This is a genomic window from Castellaniella sp. (assembly GCF_036379515.1).
Lineage (GTDB): Bacteria > Pseudomonadota > Gammaproteobacteria > Burkholderiales > Burkholderiaceae_B > Castellaniella.
This window is the reverse complement of the sequence record NZ_DASVGN010000021.1, coordinates 77,271-99,048: the sequence shown is the minus strand read 5'-3', so window position 1 is coordinate 99,048 and position 21,778 is coordinate 77,271. Positions and strand designations below refer to the sequence as shown.

Genomic DNA, 21,778 nt, shown 5'->3' with positions numbered 1-21,778 from the left:
ATGATGGCCGATTCCTCGACTCGGCGGCTTTGGGGCCGAACCCGGGTGCTGGTCGTCCTGTGCGTGGTGGCTGCCGTGGCTGCGTGGTTCTGGTGGCATGGCCATTCGGGGACCCAAGCCCCCGGCTTCAAGGTCGGGGCGCTAGCAACGCCCGTGTCAGTGGTTCAAGCGCGCGCGGGGCAGGTGGACCGGTCCTTGCGCGCCTTGGGTACGGTCACGCCGGTCGCCACCATCACTGTTCGCTCTCGGGTCGATGGCCCGTTGCAGGCCTTGCACTTTGTCGACGGGCAATCGGTGCATGCGGGCGACCTTCTGGCGCAGATCGATCCGCAGCCCTTTCAGATTGCTTTGCAACAAGCGCAGGGCCAGCAAGCCCAGCATACGGCCCAGCTTGAGAACGCGCGCCTCGATCTGACGCGTTACGAGACTTTGTACAAGCAGAATTCCGTGTCGCGCCAGCAGCTGGATGCGGCTCGAGCACAGGTACGCGAGCTGCAGGGGCAGTTGCAGACGGATCAGGCAGCGGTCGCCAATGCAAAGCTGCAGCTGAGTTACACCCGTATTTTGGCGCCCGTGGATGGGCGCCTTGGGCTGCATAAGGTCGATGTGGGCAACATGGTCCATGCCTCGGATACCGAAGGTCTGGTCGTCCTCACACAGCTGCGGCCCATGGATGTCGTGTTTGCGATTCCTCAGGGCAGGTTGCCTGACCTGCTGGACGCCCGTCGTACGATTCCGGACTTGCGCACCGAGCTCATGCAGGCCGTGAACGGCCCTGTCGTCGCGACCGGCACCCTGCTGGCGGTGGACAATCAGATCGACGTGGCGACTGGAACTGTGCAGCTCAAGTCCCGCTTCGCGAATGCGGACGATACGCTGTTCCCCAACCAGTTCGTCCAGGTGCGCCTGCGGCTGGGGTTGGAATCCGGGGTCGTGTTGCCGCTGCGCGCGGTTCAGCGCAGTTCGGCGGGGCAGTTCGTCTATCGCATCGATGCTCAGCACAAGGCGCATGTGGTGCCGGTGGTGACAGGGGTGGACGATGGCAATCAGGTCGTGATCGAGTCAGGCCTGACAGTGGGTGACACGGTGGTCGTCGAGGGAACGGACCGCTTGCGTGAGGGCAGCGCCGTCGAAGTGGTAGCGCCTGAAGCGCCATCGGCTGCGGTGCCTGCAGGCCAGGCAAAAGATGCTGGAGGTCCCGTACCGCAGGGTTCGCGTTCGTGAACCTGTCACGTCCGTTCATCCTCCGGCCCGTGGCGACCACGCTCGCCATGATTGCGTTGATGCTGGCGGGCTTCATGGGATATCGCGAGCTGCCCGTCTCGGCCTTGCCCCAGGTGGATTTTCCCACCATTCAAGTGACGACCCTGTATCCGGGCGCTGGCCCGGATGTCATGACGGCGTTGGTGACGTCGCCACTGGAGCGGCAATTCGGACAGATGCCGGGGCTTTCGCAGATGCTCTCCACCAGTTCGGGGGGATCTTCGCGCATCACCTTGCGGTTCGACCTGGGCCTGCCACTGGACGTGGCCGAACAGGAAGTGCAGGCCGCCATCAACGCGGCGTCCAACCTGCTGCCGGCCGACATGCCGTCGCCTCCCATTTATCACAAGGTCAACCCCGCCGATACGCCCGTCATGACGTTGGCCGTGACCTCCCCGACGCTCCCGCTGTACCAGGTGCGTGACCTTATCGAAGTGCGGGTCGCCCAGAAGCTGGCACAGATTTCAGGGGTAGGGCTGGTGAGCATCGCGGGCGGGCAGCGTCCGGCCGTGCGCATTCAGGCTGATCCCCAGGCCTTGGCCGCGCATGGACTCACACTGGCCGACGTGCGCAAGGCCGTGACGCAAGCCAACGTCAACCAGCCCAAGGGAAGCCTTGACGGTCCACAGCGGTCGCTGACACTGAACGTCAACGACCAGTTGCAGGACCCTGCAGAGTACGAGCAGCTCATTCTGGCCTACGAGAATGGTGCGCCCCTGAGGCTGGGGGACGTGGCTCAAGTGAAGCGGGCCGCTGAAGACCGCAACCAGGCGGCATGGTTTGGCCGGACGCCGGCCGTTTTGCTCAATATCCAGCGCCAGCCGGGGGCCAACGTCATCGATGTGGTGAACCGCATCCAGGCGCTTTTGCCCAGTTTGAGGCTGACGCTGCCTACGGGGATCAGCCTGCAGGTGGCGGCCGATCGCACGCACACGATACGAGATTCCGTGCGTCACGTGGAGCTCGAGATGCTGCTGGCCATCTTCCTGGTGGTGGCGGTGACTTTTGTGTTTCTGCGCACGTGGCGGGCCACCTTGATCCCAGGGGTGGTGGTGCCCCTGTCTTTGGTGGGAACGTTCGGGCTCATGTATCTGTTGGGCTTCAGTATCAACAACCTGACCCTCATGGCGCTCACGATTGCGACGGGGTTCGTGGTCGATGACGCCATCGTCATGATCGAGAACATTGCCCGTCATATCGAAGAGGGCCAATCACCGCTGGCGGCGGCGCTGCGCGGTGCGAAACAGATCGGTTTCACGCTGGTGTCCCTGACGGCGTCCTTGATCGCCGTGCTGATCCCCCTGCTCTTCATGGCGGACGTTGTCGGGCGCCTGTTTCGTGAATTTGCCGTCACGCTGTCGGTGGCGATCCTGTTGTCTTTGCTGATCTCGCTGACACTCACCCCCATGATGTGCGCGCGCATGCTGCGTCCGCAAGCCGAGGAAAAGCATGGACACTTCCTGCAGTGGGCGGGCGCTGCCATGGATGGCCTGGTGGCCTGGTACGACCGAGGCTTGCAATGGGTGCTGGCGCATCAGCGTGCCACGTTGTGGGTGGCCCTGGCGACCCTGTTCGTCACAGCGGGGCTTTATATAGGCATTCCCAAGGGGTTCTTCCCACAGCAGGATACCGGTGCGATCCTTGCGATCACCCAGGGGCCGCAGGCAGCTTCCTTCACGGCCATGCAAGGGCTGCAACAGGCTGCAGTTGCCCGGGTTCTGCAAGACCCGGCGGTTGCGTCCGTCACCTCGTTTGTGGGCATTGATGGCGACAATACAACCCTGAATACGGGGCGCCTGCAGATCACACTCAAGCCCTTGTCCGAACGCACGGATGGCGCCGACCTTGTCATTGGCCGTCTTCAGTCCTCGTTGCATTCGGTCGTGGGACTCCAGACCTATCTGCAGCCTGTGCAGGAGTTGTCGGTCGAAGACCAGGTGAGCAGGGCTCAGTATCAGATGACGGTCTCCAGCCCGGACTCAGCCGCGTTGAATCAGTGGGCGCCTCGCCTGGTCGAGGCCATGCAGGCTTTGCCGCAACTGCGCAACGTGAGCAGCGACGCGCAGAACCAAGGGCCGTCGCTGTCCGTGGTCGTGGACCGTGATGCGGCGGCACGTCTGGGCGTGACCCAGGCATCCATTGACGACGCGTTGTACGACGCTTTCGGGCAGCGGCTGATTTCCACCATTTATACGCAGTCTTCACAATATCGCGTGGTCCTGGAGGCGGATGCGGCGCTCATTGCCAGCGGTCCTTCGGCCTTGCAGCAGCTATACGTGCCCACGGGCGGTGGTGGCGTGACGCCCTTGGCTACCGTGGTGCATCTGCAGCCGGGTGTGACGCCCTTGGCCGAACAGCGGTTGAACCAGTTTCCGGCGGTCACGGTCTCTTTCAATCTGGCGCCTGGCATCGCGCTCTCGGATGCGGTGCAGGCGGTGGGAGATGCTCGGGCGAGCCTGCATGTTCCAGATTCCATCGATACGCAGTTTCAGGGTGCAGCGAGGGCTTTCGAGGTGTCTCTGTCGAGCACGCTGTGGCTGCTGCTGGCGGCCGTGGTCACGATGTATATCGTGCTGGGTGTACTCTACGAGAGCACCATTCACCCGATTACCATTCTGTCCACGCTGCCGTCTGCGGCGATCGGGGCCTTGCTGGCACTTTGGCTCGCAGGGTCGGAGCTGGACATGATCGGCGTGATCGGCATCATTTTGCTCATTGGGATCGTGAAAAAAAATGCGATTCTCATGATCGACTTCGCGCTGGAAGCCCAGCGTGATCGGGGTCTGGGCCCACAAGCGGCCATTCATGAGGCTGCGCTGCTGCGTTTCCGCCCCATTCTCATGACCACGCTGGCGGCGTTTTTCAGCGCCATTCCGCTGATGCTGGCTTCCGGATCGGGGGCTGAACTGCGCCAACCCCTGGGCCTGGCCATGGTGGGAGGGCTGCTCTGCAGCCAGCTCCTGACCCTGTTTACCACGCCCGTGATCTATCTCATGTTCGAGCGCCTGGCGCACTGGCGTCGGGCACGTCCGTCATGAGGTTCTTTGCCCTATTCCTGCACCGACCCGTGGGGACCAGTCTGCTGTGTCTGGCCATGGTGCTGTCAGGGGTTCTGGCGCTGCGATTTCTGGCCGTGGCGCCGCTGCCGCAGGTTGATTTCCCCATGATTTCGGTGTCGGCCTCGCTGGCCGGTGCAAGCCCGGAAACCATGGCCTCCAGCGTCGCCATGCCGCTGGAACAGTCGCTGGGTGCAATTGCAGGCGTGAGCAGCATGAGTTCGCGCAGCAGCGAGGGACAGACCACGATCTCGCTGATGTTCAATCTGGATCGCGACATCAATAGCGCGGCACGCGACGTGCAGGCCGCCATCAACGCCGCGCGTCCATTGCTGCCCTCGGGCATGCGAAACAACCCCACGTATCGCAAGGTGAATTCGGCGTCTTCGCCCGTCATGACGCTCGCCCTGACGTCCGATACCCGAACTCAGGGCGAGCTCTACGACCTTGCGTCCACGGTCCTGGCGCAGAAGCTGTCGCAGGTCAGCGGGGTGGGACAGGTGACGGTGGGTGGCAGCTCCTTGCCTGCCGTGCGTGTACAGCTCGATCCTCGCGCACTGGAATCCATGGGGGTGTCGTTGGATCGCGTGCGACAGGTGCTGCAGGATGCCAACACCTTCAAGCCTGCCGGCATGGTTGAAGAATCGGCGACCCAATGGCAGATCCGTTCCGGTGCGCAGCTGCGCAAGGCGGCCGATTATGCCCCGCTCGTCGTGGCCTGGAAGGATGGCCGCCCCATCCGCCTGAGCGACATCGCCCGGGTGCAGGATTCGGTGGAAGACACCAATCAGGTGGGCTATTTCAACGACAGGCGGGCCGTCCTGCTCATCGTTCGCCGTCAGGCGGGTGCCAACATCATCGACACGGTCAACGAGATTCGCGCGCTCCTGCCCACGTTTCAGTCGCTGCTGCCCGCCCAAGTGAATCTGACGATCGCCCAGGACCGCACTCCCAGCATCCGTGCGTCCTTGCGCGAGGCAGAACTCACGCTGGTGCTGTCCGTGGTCCTGGTGGTCGGTGTGGTGCTCGCTTTTCTGGGAAACTGGCGCGCGGCGCTCATCCCTGCCATTGCGGTACCGGCTTCGCTCATCAGCACGTTCAGCCTGATGTGGTGGTTCGGTTTTACGCTGGATACGATTTCGCTCATGGCGCTCATCGTGGCCACCGGTTTCGTGGTGGACGACGCCATCGTGGTGCTGGAGAACATCATGCGCCACGTGGAGCGTGGGATGCGTCCCGCGCGGGCCGCCCTGCGGGGAGCCACCGAGGTGGGCTTTACGGTGGTGGCAATGAGCGTGTCGCTCATTGCCGTGTTCATCCCGCTGTGGCTGGTGGGAGGGCTGGTTGGACGCTTGTTCAAAGAGTTTGCAGTCACCTTGTCGGTGGCCATTGGTGTGTCCTTGCTCATCTCGGTCACTCTCACCCCCGTGATGGCGGCCCGGTTCCTAAAGCTGCAGCCACCCCTGGAGCCTCGGCCGCGCGGCCTTTTCATGCAGGGATTGCACCGATCAGGGGCGTGCGTCATGCGCGGCTATCAACGCTCCTTGAGGTGGTCGCTGGACCATTCTCGCGTGGTGTTGTTGTTGCTGCTTGCGACCGTGGGGCTGAATGTTTATCTGTACGCCAGCATCCCCAAGGGGTTCTTTCCGCAGCAGGATACGGGGCAGCTCATAGGCTTCTTCCGGGTCGATACGGGGACATCGTTTGACGAGACTCAGGCGCGGCTGAACGCTTTTCGCAAAGTGCTGTTGTCCGACCCCGCCGTGGAGACGGTCACGGCCTACGCCGGCGGGCGTGGTGGGAGTAATTCAAGCTTCATTCAGATCCAGCTCAAGCCCTTGTCCGAGCGCGGTGTCAGCGCAAATCAGGTGGTGGATCGCCTGCGGCCCAAGTTTGCGCATACTCCGGGTGCACGCATGTTCCTGGTGCCGCAACAGGACATTTTCGTGGGGCATTCGTCCCGATCCGGCTCGTATTCCTACGAAATCATGGGCAGCGATCTGGCCTTGCTCAAGCTGTGGCTGCCCCGTGTACGCAATGCACTGGCGGCCTTGCCAGAATTGGTGGACGTCGATGACGATGTAGAAGATCGGGGACGCCAGGTAGGGCTCGAGGTTGATCGGGACGCGGCCCGGCGGCTGGGCGTCCAGATGTCCGATCTGGCGGCCGTTCTCAATAATGCCTTCAGTCAACGTCAGGTTGCCGTGTTGTATGGCGCCTTGAACCAGTATCACGTGGTCATGGCGCTGCAGCCGCAGTATGCACAGGACGTGCATTCTCTGCAATCCTTGCATGTCGTGACCAGCAGTGGCCAGAAGGTGCCATTGATGGCTTTTACGCGCCTGACCGAAGGGACGGCGCCCAACTCCGTGAATCACGACGGCCTGCTCGCGGCCGATTCGGTCGATTTTGGCCTGGCGCCCGGCGTATCTCTGGATCAGGCCCTGCAGGCCATCAACCAGGCCATGGCCCGCATCGATCTGCCTACCCGGGACCTCCAGGCGGGACTGGATCAGAGCGGCAGCATGATGCGCAGTGCCGTGGCCCAGCAGCCCTGGATGCTGGTGGCGGCCCTGGTGGCCATGTACCTGGTGCTGGGGATGCTCTACGAGAGCACCATTCATCCCATTACGATTTTGTCGACCTTGCCGTCGGCGGGTGTCGGGGCGTTGCTGGCGATGCGCATGGTGGGGATGGAGTTCACGCTCATTGCGCTGATCGGGGTGTTTCTGCTCATCGGCATCGTCAAGAAAAATGCCATCATGATGGTCGATTTTGCACTGCAGGCCCAACGCCGTGACAGCCTGAGCCCGCGCGACGCGATCTATCAGGCTTGCATGGCGCGCTTTCGTCCTATTTTGATGACCACTCTATCGGCCATGTTGGGCGCTTTGCCTCTTTTGCTGGCCACGGGGGCAGGCGTCGAGATGCGGCGCCCCCTGGGCCTGACGATCTTTGGCGGGCTGCTGGTGAGCCAGATACTCACGCTGTACACCACACCGGTGGTGTACCTTGCACTGGATCGCCTGCGGCATCGCACACGTGGTGCACGACTGGAAACGTCGCGGGGAACTGCGGGATGAGGACACATCAGTGGACGCAAGCATGACGACGAAGGACCAGAGGCTTTCTTTTTGCGGGCGCTCTTTCTGGCTGGCATGCGGCCTGTGCCTGTGCGTCAGTGCCTGCACGGTGGGGCCCGATTACCATCGGCCGGCGCAGAGTGTGGGAACTGCCTATGCGCAGGCTCCGGCAGGCAGCTGGCAGGTAGCCCAGCCGCAGATGGTCGTGCAAAGCGAGTGGTGGAAGGCCTTGGGCGATCCGGAACTGGACCATTTGATGACTCGGATGCCTGCCGGAAACCTGGATCTCGCACAGTCCGAGGCACAGTATCGACAGGCTCAGGCCGCCTTGGGCGCTTCGCGCTCAGCCCTGTTTCCGGTGGTCGGTGCCTCGTCTTCGGTAAAGCGTGCAGGGCAGGGGCTGGCGGCCCCCGGAAACCCGGCCAATACGTATGATGTGTCGGCGGCTGTGACTTGGGAAGCTGACCTTTGGGGTCGCGTGCGGCGCGGCATTGAGGCGTCCCGTGCCGGTGTGCAGGCGAGCGAGGCCGACCTGGCGGCAATGCGCCTGAGCTTGCAGTCTACGCTGGCGCAGTCCTACATGGCGGTGCGGTCCAGCGAGATGCAGGACGCGCTCCTGGAGCGTACCTTGCAGGCGTACCAGCAGGCGCTCACCATGACGCGCCATCGGCTGGCGGCAGGGGTGGCCACGCCGGCGGACGTCGCGGCGGCGTCTGCCCAGCTGGATCAGGCACGCGTGCAGCGCATCCGGCTGGGCTGGCAACGGGCACAGCAGATCCACGCGGTTGCCGTGTTGCTGGGGCAGGTGCCTTCGGGTTTTCAATGGCCGGCGGGGCGGGGCTTGCCGCCGGTTCCTCAGGTGCCCGCAGGCGTACCTTCCGCCTTATTGCAGCACCGCCCCGACATTGCGGGGGCCGAACGGCGGGTTGCGCAGGCCAATGCACAGATTGGGGTGGCCCAGTCGGCCTGGTTCCCGGACCTGACTTTGAGTGCTCAGGGTGGCTACAGTGCCGGTGCGTTCGCGTCCTGGATCACCGCTCCGGCGCAGTTCTGGACTTTGGGCCCTGCGCTGGCCCTGACCTTGTTTGACGGTGGAGCACGCAGTGCGGCGGTCGAGCAGGCGCGGGCTGCCTACGATGTGCAAGCGGCCGCCTATCGCAAGACGGTCCTGGATGCGTTGCGGGAAGTCGAAGACGCCCTGGTCCAATCACACGACATGGTCGACGAGCAGGCCGCGCAGGATCGCGCCCTGGCGGCTGCGCGCGAAACCTTGCGCCAAGTGACCAATCAGTACCAGTCGGGGCTCGTGGATTACCTGAGCGTCGTGCAGGCCCAGACCGCTGCCTTGAGCGCAGAGCAGAATTCGGTGAGCCTGCAGGCGCAGCGTCTGGATGCCGCCGTGCAACTGGTCGTGGCACTGGGCGGCGGCTGGCCTGGGCTGAATACCGGCAGCGTGGCACCCGGAACATCGGCGCCACGCTGATCCGAGATCGTTCAATCTTCGAGCAGAGCTCCACGCAGCGCGGCGATGCCATGGGCGCCGTGCAGTCGGGCAGTTTCCAGTGTGGCAGTCGATTGGCCGCCAATGGCGAAGACAGGACGGTGCGCCTGATTGGCCAGCGTCTGGAAGGCGTCCCAGCCCAGAGGTGCATCGTGTGGATGGGAGGCCGTGGGCAGCACGTGACCCAACACCACGAAGTCAGCCTGCAGCTGCCGTGCACAGTCGATGTCCTGAGCCTGATGCGCCGACACGCCCAACCACCCAGGCGGGCGTGTGTCCTCCTGCAAAATACGCTGTGCATCGGCCGCACGCAATTGGATGCCATCCGCCTGTGGCCACCATGCGCGAGGGTGGACGCTATTGATGAGACAGCGGGCATCGTGTTGGCGGCACAACGTGAGTGTGGCTACAAAGGCCTGGTGCAACGAGTCCGCATCACCCTGCCAGGTGGGTTCACGAAACTGCACCAGCCTCAGGCCACGCATCAGCTCCTGGCGCAATTCGCCCAGCCATGTCTCGAGATGCTCCGGGCCGCCGATTTGGCTGATGCGGTAGCACTTGGGCAGGCGCAGCCAACGTAGCGGCGGGGTGGCCGCCGGCAGTAACGATCCCCCACCGGGTGCGATGGGGTGTTCGGATTCGTCCAGGCGGATGTCCCAGGGGTCCACCCAGTCCAGCGCCTGGTTCTCGCGCCCGTGGGGTTCTCCTGTCCAGGCCGTCACCTGACAGAAGGCGAGCTCAACGACAGTTTTGGGATATTCGTGCACGTGCACGACCCAGGGGTAGATGTGCGTCGCGTGGATGCCCAGCTCTTCGTCGAGCTCGCGCACCAGCGCCTGTTCGACGGTTTCGCCCGCCTCGATCTTGCCGCCGGGGAATTCCCACCAGCCTGGCCAGGCCTTGCCCTCGGGGCGCTGGCCCAGCAGCAGGCGGCCGCGCTGGTCCAGGATGAGGCCGGCGGCCACACGAATATACGGTTTAGACATGGCGTGCCGTCCAGTCACGGGCAAATTGCCGTGCGACCCGCCCAGAGCGTGAGCCTCGTTCCAAGGCCCATTGCAGCGCCTCGATGCGGGCCGCATCGAGCTGCGGTGCAGGGCATCCCTGAACGGTCAGCCAATGCTGCACGATGTCGAGGTAATCGTCTTGCCCGAAAGGGTAGAACGAGAGCCACAGCCCGAAACGTTCAGAGAGCGAGATTTTTTCTTCAACGGTCTCGCCCGGGTGGATTTCGCCGTCTGCCTGGTGTTCTGCCTGCAGGTTCTCGTGCATGTATTCGGGCATGAGGTGCCGGCGATTCGAGGTCGCGTAGATCAGCAGGTTCTCACCGGGTGAGGCCACTGAACCGTCCAGCGCGGATTTCAGGGCCTTGTAGCCCGCCTCGCCTTCTTCGAACGACAGGTCGTCGCAGAAGATGATGAAGCGCTCGGGGCGGTTCGCGATCAGATCGGTGATCTGGCCCAGGTCACCCAGGTCGGATTTGTCGATTTCGATGAGCCTGAGCCCGCGCTGCGCATGAGCATCCAGCATGGCGCGTACCAGTGAACTCTTGCCCGTGCCGCGCGCACCGGTCATGAGCACGTTGTTCGCCGGTTTGCCGTTGAGGAACGCCAACGTGTTGCGTTCGATGACGGCCTTTTGGCGTTCGATGTGTTGCAGGTCCCGCAGATGGATAGGGGTCGTGTGGTGCACTGCATCGAGCCAGCCGCGATCGCCGCGCCGTTGCCAGCGGAAGGCGTAGGCCGTCCAGTCGATCGGTGGGGGAGCAGGAGGCAGCCAGGCTTCGATCTGTGCCAGGACCGACAGTGCTCGGTCCATCAATTGCTGCATTTCGGCATGGGCAGCCACAAGGTTCTCCTGAATATGACACGGAAAGTATAATCTGGGTCTTTGCGGCCGCGTTGGGCGGGCGCCCACCAGTATCCGGGTCCGTCTTGAACTTTTCCGAACTGTTCGCTCCCATTGTTGCCGACATGCAGGCCGTCGACGCGGTCATCCGCGCCCGCCTGGATTCCGACGTCGTCCTGATTCGCACCATTGGTGATTACATCGTAGGAGCTGGCGGCAAGCGCATGCGTCCGGCCATGGTGTTGCTGGTTGCCAATGCCCTGGGGTATCACGGGGTCAATCACCATAAGTTGGCTGCGGTGGTTGAATTCATTCACACGGCCACGCTACTGCACGACGACGTAGTGGATGAGTCCGACATGCGCCGGGGGCGCGAGACGGCCAACGCTGTTTTTGGCAATGCGGCCAGCGTGCTGGTGGGCGATTATCTTTACTCGCGCTCGTTCGAGATGATGGTAGAGACGGATTCCATGGCCTCCATGGCCGTCCTGTCATCGGCCACCACCGTGATTGCCGAAGGCGAAGTCCTGCAGCTGCTCAACGTGCACGACCCGGACGTCTCACTGGACCGCTATCTGCAGGTGGTGCGCTACAAGACAGCCAAGCTCTTCGAGGCGGCCGCCCAGGTCGGGGCCATTATTTCAGGTGCGGCTCCTGCGCTGGTCACGGCGGCCGCAGATTACGGGCGCCATGTGGGGACGGCCTTCCAGCTGATTGATGATGTGCTGGACTACAGTGGCGACGTACAGGCATTGGGCAAGAACGTGGGCGATGATCTGCGTGAAGGCAAGCCCACGCTGCCCTTGATCCGCGTGCTGGACGTGGGCTCGGCCGAACAAAAAGCCTTGATCCGCGGTGCCATCGAAACCGGCAATGCCGATTTTGACGCAGTGGCGCGCGCCATTCATGCGACCGATGCGCTTGACTACACCCGCCAGGCGGCGCGTGCCGAGGCCGATCGTGCGCGCGAGTCTCTGGCCGCGTTCCCGAATTCCGAATATCGAGAAACTCTGCTAAAATTCTGTGCTTTCGCGGTCGAGCGTGATCGTTGAAAGTTCCCGTGGCCCGCTTGCAGCGCAGTTCTTCGCAAGCAGCCAATCGCACCGTCGGGGTGTAGCTCAGCCTGGTAGAGTACTACGTTCGGGACGTAGGAGTCGCATGTTCGAATCATGTCACCCCGACCATCTTCTTTCTCTTGTCTCCCCTTGTAAATCAACGCTCTAGGCGATATCTCGCATAAGAGCCGGGCTGGCTCTACCCCATTAATCGGGGGATGGGCACTCATCAAACACGGTTGATCACACCGTTCCAATCGCATTGCGCCAAGACTCACAGGCGGTAATTCTCGAAATTCCTGAAGCCATAGGCCAGCACCTTGGTCGGACTTTGCTCGAACTGACCGATCAGTGCCACGTACCGATGCAGCCGTTCTTTCCGCAGGACGGCTGGCTTCCAGTGTTGGCGGCGCATCAGACTCAATAGCCTCCGGCTCACCTCGTAGCCGCCAAACACCAGCCGGCCTATCGTTTGCCGGTGCCATGCGCAGAGTTGGCGCTGCAGGATCGTGAGCTCCCAGCTTGCCCCCACCTTCAGAGTCGTGAATCCCCCGGAATTCCAGAACGCCGCTTACGAAATGGCAGATTTTCAGTACATTTGGTACTATTTTGTTTCACTATGCAGAAAATCTGTCTTTTAACTTAAAGAAAATCACCTATGCGACGCTCGACGAAGACCCATCGATCAGTACCCCGGATTGTAACTGCCACCTGTGCCTGTGTTCTGGTAACTGCGCTAGCAGGTTGCGCAACAGAGCAGTCTCAGGCGCTACAAGTTCCGACCGTCGCCTCGGCGGGGACTGCATACCAGGGAGTGCGCAGCCCCATCTCGGTTGGAAAATTCGACAATCGCAGCGATTTCCTGCGTGGAGTCTTTTCGGACGGAGTTGATCGTCTGGGGAATCAGGCAAAGACCATTCTGGTTAGTGACCTGCAGCGTACGGGCCGTTTCCGCGTTCTAGACAGGGAGAATCTTTCCGCCATCGGGCAAGAGGCTCAGTTCAACAAGAAAAATGCGCAAATCCAGGGTGCGCGTTACGTCGTAACCGGTGATGTGACCGCGTTCGGACGCAAGGTCACGGGGGACCATCAGCTTTTCGGCATCCTGGGTCGTGGGAAAAAACAGGTTGCTTACGCCAAAGTCGACCTCAATGTGGTCGATGCTTCAACGTCCGAGGTTGTCTACTCGACTTCAGGCGCGGGCGAGTACAGCTTGTCGAACCGCGAAATCATCGGCTTTGGCGGCTCCGCAGGCTACGACTCGACGTTGAACGGGAAAGTTCTGGATCTGGCCATTCGCGAGGCCGTCAATCGGTTGGTTGAGGGTATCCAAAGCGGTGCCTGGCAACCACAAGCGAACTGAGGAAGTTATCGATGAAAGCAACTCTGCTACTTCGCCATGTCCGTGCTGTGGCCACGGTGGCGACGAGCCTCGCACTAGGCGCGTGTGCTCACCAGCCACAGATGTATAGCTGGGACAGTTACCAGCCGGCTGTCTATTCCTATCTGCAGGCGGATGGCGATCCATCCGAACAGATCCAATCCATGGAGAAAAACATAGAGACTGCCCGCGCTGCGAATAAGCCTCTGCCGCCAGGCTTCCATGCACAACTGGGGATGCTGTATTTGCAATCGGGGAAGAGTTCCGACGCAGTCGAGCAGCTCCAGAAGGAGAAGACAGAATTCCCTGAGGCCACGACATACATGGATTTTCTGCTGAAACGTAAGGGAGCCGATACGGATCAAGGACACGATCCACAATCGTCGCTCACACGAGAACCTGCCCACACCTTGGCACCCATCGGCAAGCCTCAAGCCAATACAAAGGAGTCATCATGAAAGCACTCGTATGTCGCTTCATGCACGCTACTGCCTTGGTGACGACTCTGGCGCTGGTTGGCTGCGCTGCCAACCAGCAGCAGGTGGATTACACGGCATTTCGCGAAAGCCATCCCGCTTCCATCCTGGTTTTGCCGCCGCTCAATGAAACGCTTGAGGTTCAAGCGTCAAACGCGGTACTTGCACAGGCGACCTATCCGCTAGCCGAATCCGGCTATTACGTGATTCCGGCAGCCGTCATGGCCGAAACCTTCCATCAGAACGGGCTCACCACACCAGCTGATATTCAGAATGTCCCGGCGAAGAAACTCCGCGATATCTTCGGGGCGGATGCGGCTCTTTACATGACTGTCACGAGTTATGGGTCCAGCTACGCGGTCTTCGCCAGCACGGCAAAGGTAGCAATCGATGCTACCTTGGTGGACTTGCGATCAGGGGCGCAGCTTTGGTCGGGACGCAAGGAACTGGCAGAGAGCAGCAATAGCGGCGGTGGAGGAATCATTGGCATGCTTGTCAGCGCTGTCGTAAGCCAGATCGCGAACACGCTTTCGGACCGAAGCTTCCGAATCGCCGGTGGTGCAAACACTCTGTTGCTCTCGGCTGGGCAACCCAACGGCCTGCTTTACGGGCCTCGTTCGCCCAAATATCAGTCGCAATAGCGAAAGGATTCTGGATACCCCAGGATCCGAGCATGCCGCCCGCCATGCGGGCGGCACTTAACGGCGCATGCTTGGAGACCGATACCATTCCATCGATGTGCTCACCGGGCGCAGCAGAATCACGGTCTTGCCGCCTTTGACCTCATGGTAGTGTGTTCCAAAGCCTAACCACGCCCCCACCAGAGGCCGGTCGTGGCGGTAAACGACCCATCCTCTTCGAATTTCAAGGCTGATTGCACTTCTTCCGGTGCCTCGCATTGCAGGATGCGGATGACTTCGACCTGCTTTGGCGGGGTGCGCATCCTTGTCACCCACGGCTGGAACTCCAGCCGAGTGGGCCAGGATTCGTGTGCGATGCCCGCGAAACCAGCGGCCGCCAGTAGCCGCGCCCATTCGGAGGGGGAGCGATCACGGAGGTGAGATGGGTCCCGCAGCAGTTCCATGGTCTGCAGGTGGGTGTCCACCAGAGGGTTTTCGTCTCCTTGGAGGTCGATAATCAGGATGAGCCCACCCGGCTTCAGCACACGACGCATCTCGATAAGCGCGGCGGGCAGGTTTTCCCAGTGGTGCGCGCTGTAGCGAGTTGCGACGATGTCGAACTGAGCTGTCTTGAAGGGCAGTCGCTCGGCCACTGCCATGCTCGTGTTGACGTTGCGCAGCGCCCGGTCTGCAGCGGCCTTCTTCACGGTGTCCAGCATGCCAGGCAGAGGGTCGGTAGCCGTTACGTGCTTCACCCACGGGGCCAACGCAAAACTCAGGTGCCCGGCGCCGCAGCCGACGTCCAGTAGTTGTTTTTCGGCATGGCCGGGGAGCTCCTGGATGATTTCTTGTGCACGCAGCAGGTCAGGGCCCGAGGAATGCACCCGGCTATGCAGATAGGCTTCGGCCTGAGGGTCGAACTGCGTCTGGATTTTCTGCTGATGTGATTTCGCTTCCATTGCGGGTCCTTCCTGAAGGATCGATGGGACTCACACAATAAGTCTGCAGCTATCCTGGTACAAGTTGTCTGATCATCCTAGTATTAAAAGTACCTCTAGGCGGGGGTTGTCGAAGGCGCGGGGGGTGTTCGGCTACGCGTCCGCACGGGCAATGTGATGCACACCAGGCACGCGAAGATGAGTGCGACACCCGTCCATCCCAGTGGAGGGAGCCGTTCGCCTACGATGACGGCGGCGAGCACAGCCGCGACGACTGGCTCCAGAAGAGTGATCGTGGTGGCGGTGCTGGCAGCGATGCGGGCCAGTCCATAGCCAAAGCAGACGTAGCCCAGGAACATTGGCACCGAGGCCATGTAGATGCCCACAGCGGCGTTGGTCCACGAGGCCAGGAATGGTGCGCCCGTTGCAAACAGGACCGGCATCAGCAGCAGGCCGCCGATGCCGAAGATCGCGCCCATTGCTGCTCGCGATGGGATATGGCGCTGCATCAGGCGACGAGCCGCCCAGGAATACAGCGCGTAGGTGAAGCCTGCAAGCAGGCCCAGCGCCACGCCAACGATGATTGATGGTGCAGCAGAGGCCGCGCTGTGGATGCTGCTTTCTGCGATGCAGAGCAAGGCCATGCCGATCAATCCGAGGCCGGCCCCAATGGTCCATCGGGCCGTGACGCGCAGGCCATCCATGACCATTTCGATCACAGCCGATAGCAGGGGTGCGGAGCCGATGGAAATCACTGTGCCGACTGTCACGCCGGCCAGGCGCATCGAACCGTAGAACGCCAGCGGGTAAATGGCGACGGCCAGTGCGCCCAACAGGAGCCAGCGCCATTGCAGGTGCAGCGCAGCCGCATTGCGGGCAATCGCTCTGATGGCAATGGATGCCTGGAGCAGGCCGCCCACGCCCATGGCAGCCGCACCAATCGCGGCTGAGCTGACTCCGGGGGCGAATGTGGCGGAAACGCCGGTCGTGCCCCAGATTACCGAGGCCACCACGACGCTGGCAACTCCGAGCAGATGCTCTTTGGGTGAGGCTGTCATGCCGCCTCCAGCATTGAGGCGGCGATGTGCTTGGCCCGGATGACGCAATCTGCATTGCCTTCGAGGCCGGCGCGGACCACAGCGCCCTCCAGCAGGAACGCCAGATGCTGGGCGAGCTGTTCGGTGCGTTCCACCTCGCCCGGCATCAACTCGGTCAGGTGCTTGTTCAGGAGGGCTTCGACTTCTTCTTTGTGAGTGCGCACCGCTTCGCGGCCGGAGTCCCCAACGGGTAGCTCGGCCGCTGCGTTTAGCAACCCGCAGCCGCGAAACCCGCGCTCATGGGCATGTTCGGCGTGGTCGGCGTACGCCTCGAACACCGACAAGACCCGCTCGGCCGGCCCCTTCGCCTGGCGCACGCGGGCCTCGTAGAGCGACAGCCATTCAGCGTGCCGGGTTTGCAGGTATTCCGAGACCAGCTCGGCCTTGGAGGTGAAGTTGTTATAGAGGCTTTTCTTGGCGACGCCCGCCTTTTTGACGATGGCATCAATACCAGTGGCCGCAATGCCATCGTTGTAGAACAGGATGGCGGCAGCATTCAGCAGCCGATCGTGGGCGCTCTCTTTCCTGTTGAGCTCGGTCGGGGCCATCTGGCTTTCCTGTGTTTTGTAGGTAGGTCATTCTACCTACTTTTCGCATCGTGCGGGGTCACCGGGGATGCACCATCCACTAAAGCAAATCGCAGCAACATCAAGGTCAGCATCCCCAAGCGTAAGCGGCGGCGCTCGAAGCCGCCGAAACGCGCACGACTTCTACCTTGCGTGTGCGGCCGTTCGATGCATGAGGCTCGCGTTTCACCCAGCCGTCGCGTCAAGCCAGATGACCTGGCCGCGGCCGATTTCGCCCAGTCGCGCCGTCAATGCGGCGGCCGCGTCTTCGGCCAGCGTAAACACGAACACCACGTGCTCACCATGCTGCACCTGCTGCAACAGGCCTCCGGCAGCATCGATCTCGCGGCGGACCGTTCCCTCAAGTGCATATGACGCCGAACAGCGCAGGGCTGTCATGCGCACCAGAGGAATCTTGGTTGCGTTCTTGAGGGCTTGCGCCACGCAGTCCGTATACGCTCGGACCAGCCCGCCGGCACCCAGCTTGATGCCGCCGAAATGGCGCACGACGGTTGCGAGCACGCCTTCCAGGTCTTGATGACGCAGGACTTCCAGCATGGGTCGCCCCGCCGTGCCTGAAGGCTCCCCATCGTCGACGGCTGCGGACTGTCCGCCCGCAAGCAATGCCCAACAGACGTGGGTCGCCGCGGGATGCGCCACCCGCAGTGATGCCACGACCACTTGTGCCGCAGCGCGGTCGGCGATCGGTTGAACGCAGCCCAGGAAGCGGCTTTTCTTGATGATCAGTTCGCTATGAACTGCGGACGTGATGCTCTGCGCCACAGGGGATGCCAGCTGAAAATCACCATTGTAAGGAAGCGTCCCGTCAGTGATTCAATGTGCCAAAGGTCTCATTGAGCCAGTCGTGCATCATCCGGTACGAGCGGGCCGCAGCCTTGGCGTCAAAGCGGCAATTGCCCGTCTTGGCGGTGGCCTCGGTCTCGGTGAAACAGTGCACGGCGTGACCGATTTCCACGAACTGCCAGTCGGCCGGATCCTGGTGCATTTCTTCGGTAAACTTGGGTGCGTCCGGCATGGTGGCGGTATCGTCGGCCCCATTGATTGCCAGTACCCGCGCCTTGATGTTGCGCGCAAGCGCCGGGTCGTCGGTGCTCAGATCACCGTGGAAGGACACCACGGCCTTGACGTCCGACCCGCTGCGGGCCAGATCCAGCACCACCGCGCCGCCAAAGCAGAAGCCGATCGCAGCCAGCCGTGCGGGATCGATGGGCGCCTGCGCTGCCTGTCCCTTGAGCTGCGCGTACGCGGCAGCAATGCGGGCCCGCATCAGGGGCCGGTCAGCATACAGCGGCTTGACCGCTGCTTGTGCCTCGGCGGTGTTCGTCGGGCGCACGTGCTCGCCATACATGTCGGCCAGCAGGATGACGTAATCCTTGCCGGCGATGCGTTCGGCCTTGGCAATGGCGAGATCGTTCACGCCTGTCCAGTTGGGCACCATCACCAGCCCCGGGCGCTTGGCCTGCGAGGCATTGTCATAGACCAGAACACCCTTGAAATGGGTGCCGTTCAAAGTCCAGGTTACAGGTTCTTGAATCATGTGTGCAGAGGCCGGCGCTGCGATCAGTACGGCGAGCAGGACCAGCAGGGCGCGGACGAATCGCATGACAAGCCTTCCAGAAGGTTTTTCAATAGCCTAGATCCGCGTCCGGCCTTCTGCAAGCAGACTGCTGCCCTGTCCTATTCCTCCACAAACGCATTTTGCCGGCGTTTGCGGATTGCCGGAAGGACCACCATCAGCAGCAGCCCGGCGGCTGCGACCAGCAGACCAGCCGAGATAGGGCGCGATACGAAAACGCTCCAGTCGCCGCGCGACAGCAGCAGGGCGCGGCGCAGGTTCTCTTCCATCATGGGGCCAAGGATCAGCGCCAGCAGCAGCGGTGCGGCTTCCATTTCCAGACGGTTGAAAACGTAGCCGATGACGCCGAACCAGCCCAGCATCCAGATGTCCCAGGTGCTGTTGCTGAGTGAATAGGCACCAATGGCGCAGAACAGCACGATGGCGGGAAACAGCCAGCGATAGGGCAGGGTCAGCAGGCGCACCCAGGCGCCGATCAGCGGCAGATTCAGGACGATCAGGATGGCGTTGCCGATCCACATCGAGGCGATCAGCCCCCAGAACAGGTCAGGATTCGAGGTCATGACCTGAGGCCCCGGCTGGATGTTGTGGATGATCATGGCGCCCACCATCAGCGCCATCACACTGTTGGGCGGCAGGCCCAGCGTCAGCAAGGGGATGAAGGCGGTTTGCGATCCGGAATTATTGGCCGATTCGGGCCCGGCGACGCCTCGAATGTTGCCTTCGCCGAAGGGGACCTCGCCGGGCTTCATCTTGATTTTCTTTTCAGTCGTATACGAAGCAAACGACGACAGCACGGCGCCGCCCCCCGGTAGGATGCCCAGCAGCGAGCCGATGAGCGTCCCCCGAAAGATCGCGGGGGTCATGAGCTTCCAGTCTTTGCGGGATGGGTAAAGGCTGGAGAGCTTCACCTTGAAGATTTCGCGTTTCTGGTCGTTTTGCGACAGGTTGGCCATGATCTCGCCATAGCCGAACAGTCCCATGGCGATGACCACGAAGTCGATGCCGTTGGATAGCTCACTGATGCCGAAGCTGTAGCGTTGCATGCCTGAATTGACGTCGGTTCCCATCATGCCCAGCAGTAGCCCCAGCACGATCATGCCCAAGGCCTTGAGCACCGATCCGGATGCCAGGATGATGGAGCCGATCAGGCCCAGCATGATGAGCGAAAAATACTCTGCAGGGCCGAACTTGAAGGCAAGTTCGGTCAGCGGTACGGCAAAGGCGGCGATGACGACGGTGCCGAAGCATCCCGCGACGAACGAGCCGATGGCGGCGGCCGACAGGGCCGGCCCTGCGCGGCCCTTGCGGGCCATCTGGTAGCCATCCAGCACTGTGACGACCGATGAGATCTCGCCGGGCAGGTTGACCAGGATCGAGGTCGTCGACCCGCCGTAGGCCGCGCCGTAGTAGATGCCGGCCAGCATGATGAGGGCGGTCGTGGGGTCCAGGGCAAAGGTGCTGGGGAGCAGGATCGCAATGGTGGCTGTGGGCCCCAGGCCAGGCAGAATACCGATCAGCGTGCCCAGCAGGCAACCGATGAAGGCATAGGCCAGATTCTGCAGCGTGAGCGCTACGCTGAAGCCCAGCGCCAGATGTTCGAATACTTCCATGGGTGGGAGTCCTGTCCGGTGGGGCTAGAGGCTGGGCAGAGCAGAAAACTGCATCTTCAGCGCGAATACGAAGACCAGCCAGCTGGCGGCCGACAGCACGACGGCGAGGATCAGCGTTTCTCGTCGGCGGGATTCCGGGCTTGCCAAGGTGGCCACGGCAATGATGAGCAGGGTCGCGATGATGAAGCCCAGCGGCGGAATGTGCAGGGCGGGCCAGCCCGAAATGGCCAGGCCAAACAGCGCGTTGGCCAGCGTGACGAAAATGACGGCCCGAAAGGCCCAGGGCTTGGTGCGTCCGCCGTCTGGCGCGGCGATCGAAAGCGCGCGAATGCACAGAACTGCGCCGATGGCGGCGAGCAGAACGCTGCATAGCAGGGGGAAGTAACCCGGGCCCATGTGGGCACTGGTCCCCATGCGGTAGCTGAGGGCGCCCCACCCGAATAGGGCGCCCAGCACCACGAAGATGGCGCCGGCGTAAAAATCCTTCTGGCTCTTGATGTGCATGGGCTGTTCAGTCCGGTGCGGCCTGGACTGTGCTGCAGAAGTTCAGGTCGTTTTCAGTTTCTTTCTGAACGGATGTTACCAGCCCCTCTTGAATCCTTCCGAATCTGCCAGGCCCTATAGAGGTGAGGAATCGTGAAAGGCGGTGAAGTCGATGATCTCCGCGCCGTCCTCCCCGAGGTGGACCATGTTGCGATATTGCTGGTTCCAGCGGATTTCTTCGGGCTGCCAGCGATGGCGCGCCAGCATGGGCTGTGACGTCGCTTCATCCACCCCTTCGATGATCAGAATAAGCGACGAGTCGATGGCGGTCAGCGCTTCGGAACTCATGTCGTGCAGCGGGCTTTGTTCGTCGATGACATGCATCACGCTCCAGCCAAGAGATAGCTCGGGATGGATGTCAGACACCAGCTTGAGCGCGATGGCACGGTAGACCTTGACCCCTTCGGTTGAGGTATCCATGCGCATCAGGAAGAGCCTGGCTGTCGCCTTGAGAATCACGTCCTGGCGTTCGTTGGCCACTCGCATGACCAGTGTCGGCACGCCGTTGACCGGGTGCACGACGGCGTGCTGCGCGAAAAGGAACCGAGCGCGGGGTCTGGAAAAGCGCGCGAAGGTCAGGCCCGTGAGCAGAGCCACCGAACTGATGCCAGAGAACATCTCGACGGCAGACACGATGTGTCCGTAGAGGGTCTGTGGATGCATTTCGCCGTAGCCTACCGTGGCCAGCGTCTCGACGCTGAAGAAAAAGGCGTCGGAGAAACTGTGGGACGTCAGCTTGGTGATGGCGCTGCCATCCACCCAGTAGAGGGTGCCAAAGCATAGGTTGAGCAGCAGGAACAGAAGGCCTGCACTAATGAAGAAGGTGGGCCAGGAGGCGGATATCGCGTGGTGGTAGAGGTCGTTCCAGAATCGCCGGTTGGCAAGCCCCTTGATGATGAACTGGCGCTGGCCGAAGTGGAAGGTGCGCTGGCGAAACGCCTGGATGCTTGCCGAAGATATCCCTGTCATGTCCGTCTCTGCTGTGGGGCCTTCCCTTCCCGTGCCACGACCGGCTGCTGATACCGATGTCGCGTTGGGTATCACGATAGGCGGCGAATGTGGCGCAAGCGTGGAGAATTCTGAAGACAAAGTAACGGTCGGAAAAACATCTGAACGTGAGCCTGCGAGCAGGTTCTAATAC

Annotated in this window: 19 protein-coding genes and 1 tRNA gene; 9 read left to right on the top strand and 11 right to left on the bottom strand. The window is 62.0% G+C overall.

Translation table 11 applies throughout. The features are described from left to right. The 4 genes from VF285_RS07000 to VF285_RS06985 are packed head-to-tail and all read left to right on the top strand — an operon-like array spanning position 1 to position 8,885. On the top strand, positions 1-1,224 hold the full coding sequence (locus VF285_RS07000) for an efflux RND transporter periplasmic adaptor subunit (RefSeq protein WP_346951898.1): 1,224 nt from the start codon (positions 1-3) through the stop codon (positions 1,222-1,224). Further along, positions 1,221-4,301: a multidrug efflux RND transporter permease subunit gene (locus VF285_RS06995; protein WP_346951897.1), complete on the top strand. Its 3,081-nt coding sequence runs from the start codon at positions 1,221-1,223 to the stop codon at positions 4,299-4,301. The genes VF285_RS07000 and VF285_RS06995 overlap by 4 nt, the downstream gene beginning before the upstream one ends. Then, the gene (locus tag VF285_RS06990) at positions 4,298-7,402 is read left to right on the top strand and encodes an efflux RND transporter permease subunit (RefSeq protein WP_346951896.1); all 3,105 of its coding nucleotides are present in this window, start codon (positions 4,298-4,300) and stop codon (positions 7,400-7,402) included. Before VF285_RS06995 ends, VF285_RS06990 begins: the two co-directional genes overlap by 4 nt. 22 nt (positions 7,403-7,424) lie before the next feature. Continuing rightward, positions 7,425-8,885, top strand: coding sequence for an efflux transporter outer membrane subunit (locus VF285_RS06985; RefSeq protein ID WP_346951895.1), 1,461 nt, complete (start codon positions 7,425-7,427; stop codon positions 8,883-8,885). Positions 8,886-8,896: 11 nt separating this feature from the next. Here the strand turns inward: VF285_RS06985 and VF285_RS06980 are convergent, their stop codons facing one another. Both VF285_RS06980 and VF285_RS06975 read right to left on the bottom strand, forming a co-directional pair. After that, positions 8,897-9,889, bottom strand: coding sequence for a Nudix family hydrolase (locus tag VF285_RS06980; RefSeq protein WP_346951894.1), 993 nt, complete (start codon positions 9,887-9,889; stop codon positions 8,897-8,899). Continuing rightward, positions 9,882-10,733, bottom strand: a complete 852-nt coding sequence (locus tag VF285_RS06975; protein ID WP_346951943.1) for an ATP-binding protein — start codon at positions 10,731-10,733, stop codon at positions 9,882-9,884. The genes VF285_RS06980 and VF285_RS06975 overlap by 8 nt, the downstream gene beginning before the upstream one ends. A gap of 104 nt (positions 10,734-10,837) precedes the next feature. Between VF285_RS06975 and VF285_RS06970 the strand changes: the two genes are divergently transcribed. Further along, complete coding sequence (locus VF285_RS06970) at positions 10,838-11,803, top strand: polyprenyl synthetase family protein (RefSeq protein WP_346951893.1); 966 nt, start codon at positions 10,838-10,840, stop codon at positions 11,801-11,803. Positions 11,804-11,858: 55 nt separating this feature from the next. Then, a tRNA-Pro gene (locus tag VF285_RS06965) sits at positions 11,859-11,935 on the top strand. A gap of 145 nt (positions 11,936-12,080) precedes the next feature. Here VF285_RS06965 and VF285_RS06960 read toward each other — a convergent pair. Next, positions 12,081-12,338, bottom strand: coding sequence for a hypothetical protein (locus tag VF285_RS06960; RefSeq protein ID WP_346951892.1), 258 nt, complete (start codon positions 12,336-12,338; stop codon positions 12,081-12,083). Positions 12,339-12,464: 126 nt separating this feature from the next. On the opposite strand from VF285_RS06960, the gene VF285_RS06955 reads away from it, so the two are divergent. The 3 genes from VF285_RS06955 to VF285_RS06945 are packed head-to-tail and all read left to right on the top strand — an operon-like array spanning position 12,465 to position 14,304. Continuing rightward, positions 12,465-13,169: a CsgG/HfaB family protein gene (locus tag VF285_RS06955; RefSeq protein ID WP_346951891.1), complete on the top strand. Its 705-nt coding sequence runs from the start codon at positions 12,465-12,467 to the stop codon at positions 13,167-13,169. An 11-nt stretch (positions 13,170-13,180) separates the two neighbouring features. Further along, positions 13,181-13,645: a DUF4810 domain-containing protein gene (locus VF285_RS06950; RefSeq protein WP_346951890.1), complete on the top strand. Its 465-nt coding sequence runs from the start codon at positions 13,181-13,183 to the stop codon at positions 13,643-13,645. After that, complete coding sequence (locus VF285_RS06945) at positions 13,642-14,304, top strand: DUF799 domain-containing protein (RefSeq protein ID WP_346951889.1); 663 nt, start codon at positions 13,642-13,644, stop codon at positions 14,302-14,304. The genes VF285_RS06950 and VF285_RS06945 overlap by 4 nt, the downstream gene beginning before the upstream one ends. A gap of 164 nt (positions 14,305-14,468) precedes the next feature. On the opposite strand, the gene VF285_RS06940 is transcribed toward VF285_RS06945, so the two are convergent. From VF285_RS06940 to VF285_RS06905, 8 genes are all read right to left on the bottom strand, one after another. Next, complete coding sequence (locus VF285_RS06940; RefSeq protein WP_346951888.1) at positions 14,469-15,242, bottom strand: class I SAM-dependent methyltransferase; 774 nt, start codon at positions 15,240-15,242, stop codon at positions 14,469-14,471. 95 nt (positions 15,243-15,337) lie between these two features. After that, positions 15,338-16,279, bottom strand: coding sequence for a DMT family transporter (locus VF285_RS06935; protein WP_346951887.1), 942 nt, complete (start codon positions 16,277-16,279; stop codon positions 15,338-15,340). Continuing rightward, entirely contained in the window at positions 16,276-16,866 is a 591-nt protein-coding gene (locus VF285_RS06930; protein ID WP_346951886.1) for a TetR/AcrR family transcriptional regulator, read from the bottom strand. The genes VF285_RS06935 and VF285_RS06930 overlap by 4 nt, the downstream gene beginning before the upstream one ends. Before the next feature lie 204 nt (positions 16,867-17,070). After that, the gene (locus VF285_RS06925; protein ID WP_346951885.1) at positions 17,071-17,667 is read right to left on the bottom strand and encodes an IMPACT family protein; all 597 of its coding nucleotides are present in this window, start codon (positions 17,665-17,667) and stop codon (positions 17,071-17,073) included. Positions 17,668-17,710: 43 nt separating this feature from the next. Then, positions 17,711-18,508, bottom strand: a complete 798-nt coding sequence (locus VF285_RS06920; RefSeq protein ID WP_346951884.1) for a dienelactone hydrolase family protein — start codon at positions 18,506-18,508, stop codon at positions 17,711-17,713. Positions 18,509-18,582: 74 nt separating this feature from the next. Then, positions 18,583-20,094, bottom strand: coding sequence for a tripartite tricarboxylate transporter permease (locus tag VF285_RS06915; RefSeq protein ID WP_346951883.1), 1,512 nt, complete (start codon positions 20,092-20,094; stop codon positions 18,583-18,585). A 24-nt stretch (positions 20,095-20,118) separates the two neighbouring features. Continuing rightward, the gene (locus VF285_RS06910) at positions 20,119-20,598 is read right to left on the bottom strand and encodes a tripartite tricarboxylate transporter TctB family protein (protein ID WP_346951882.1); all 480 of its coding nucleotides are present in this window, start codon (positions 20,596-20,598) and stop codon (positions 20,119-20,121) included. 114 nt (positions 20,599-20,712) lie between these two features. Further along, a complete protein-coding gene (locus VF285_RS06905; protein ID WP_346951881.1) occupies positions 20,713-21,606 on the bottom strand; it encodes an ion channel in 894 nt (297 codons plus the stop codon). Between the last annotated feature and the right edge of the window lie 172 nt (positions 21,607-21,778).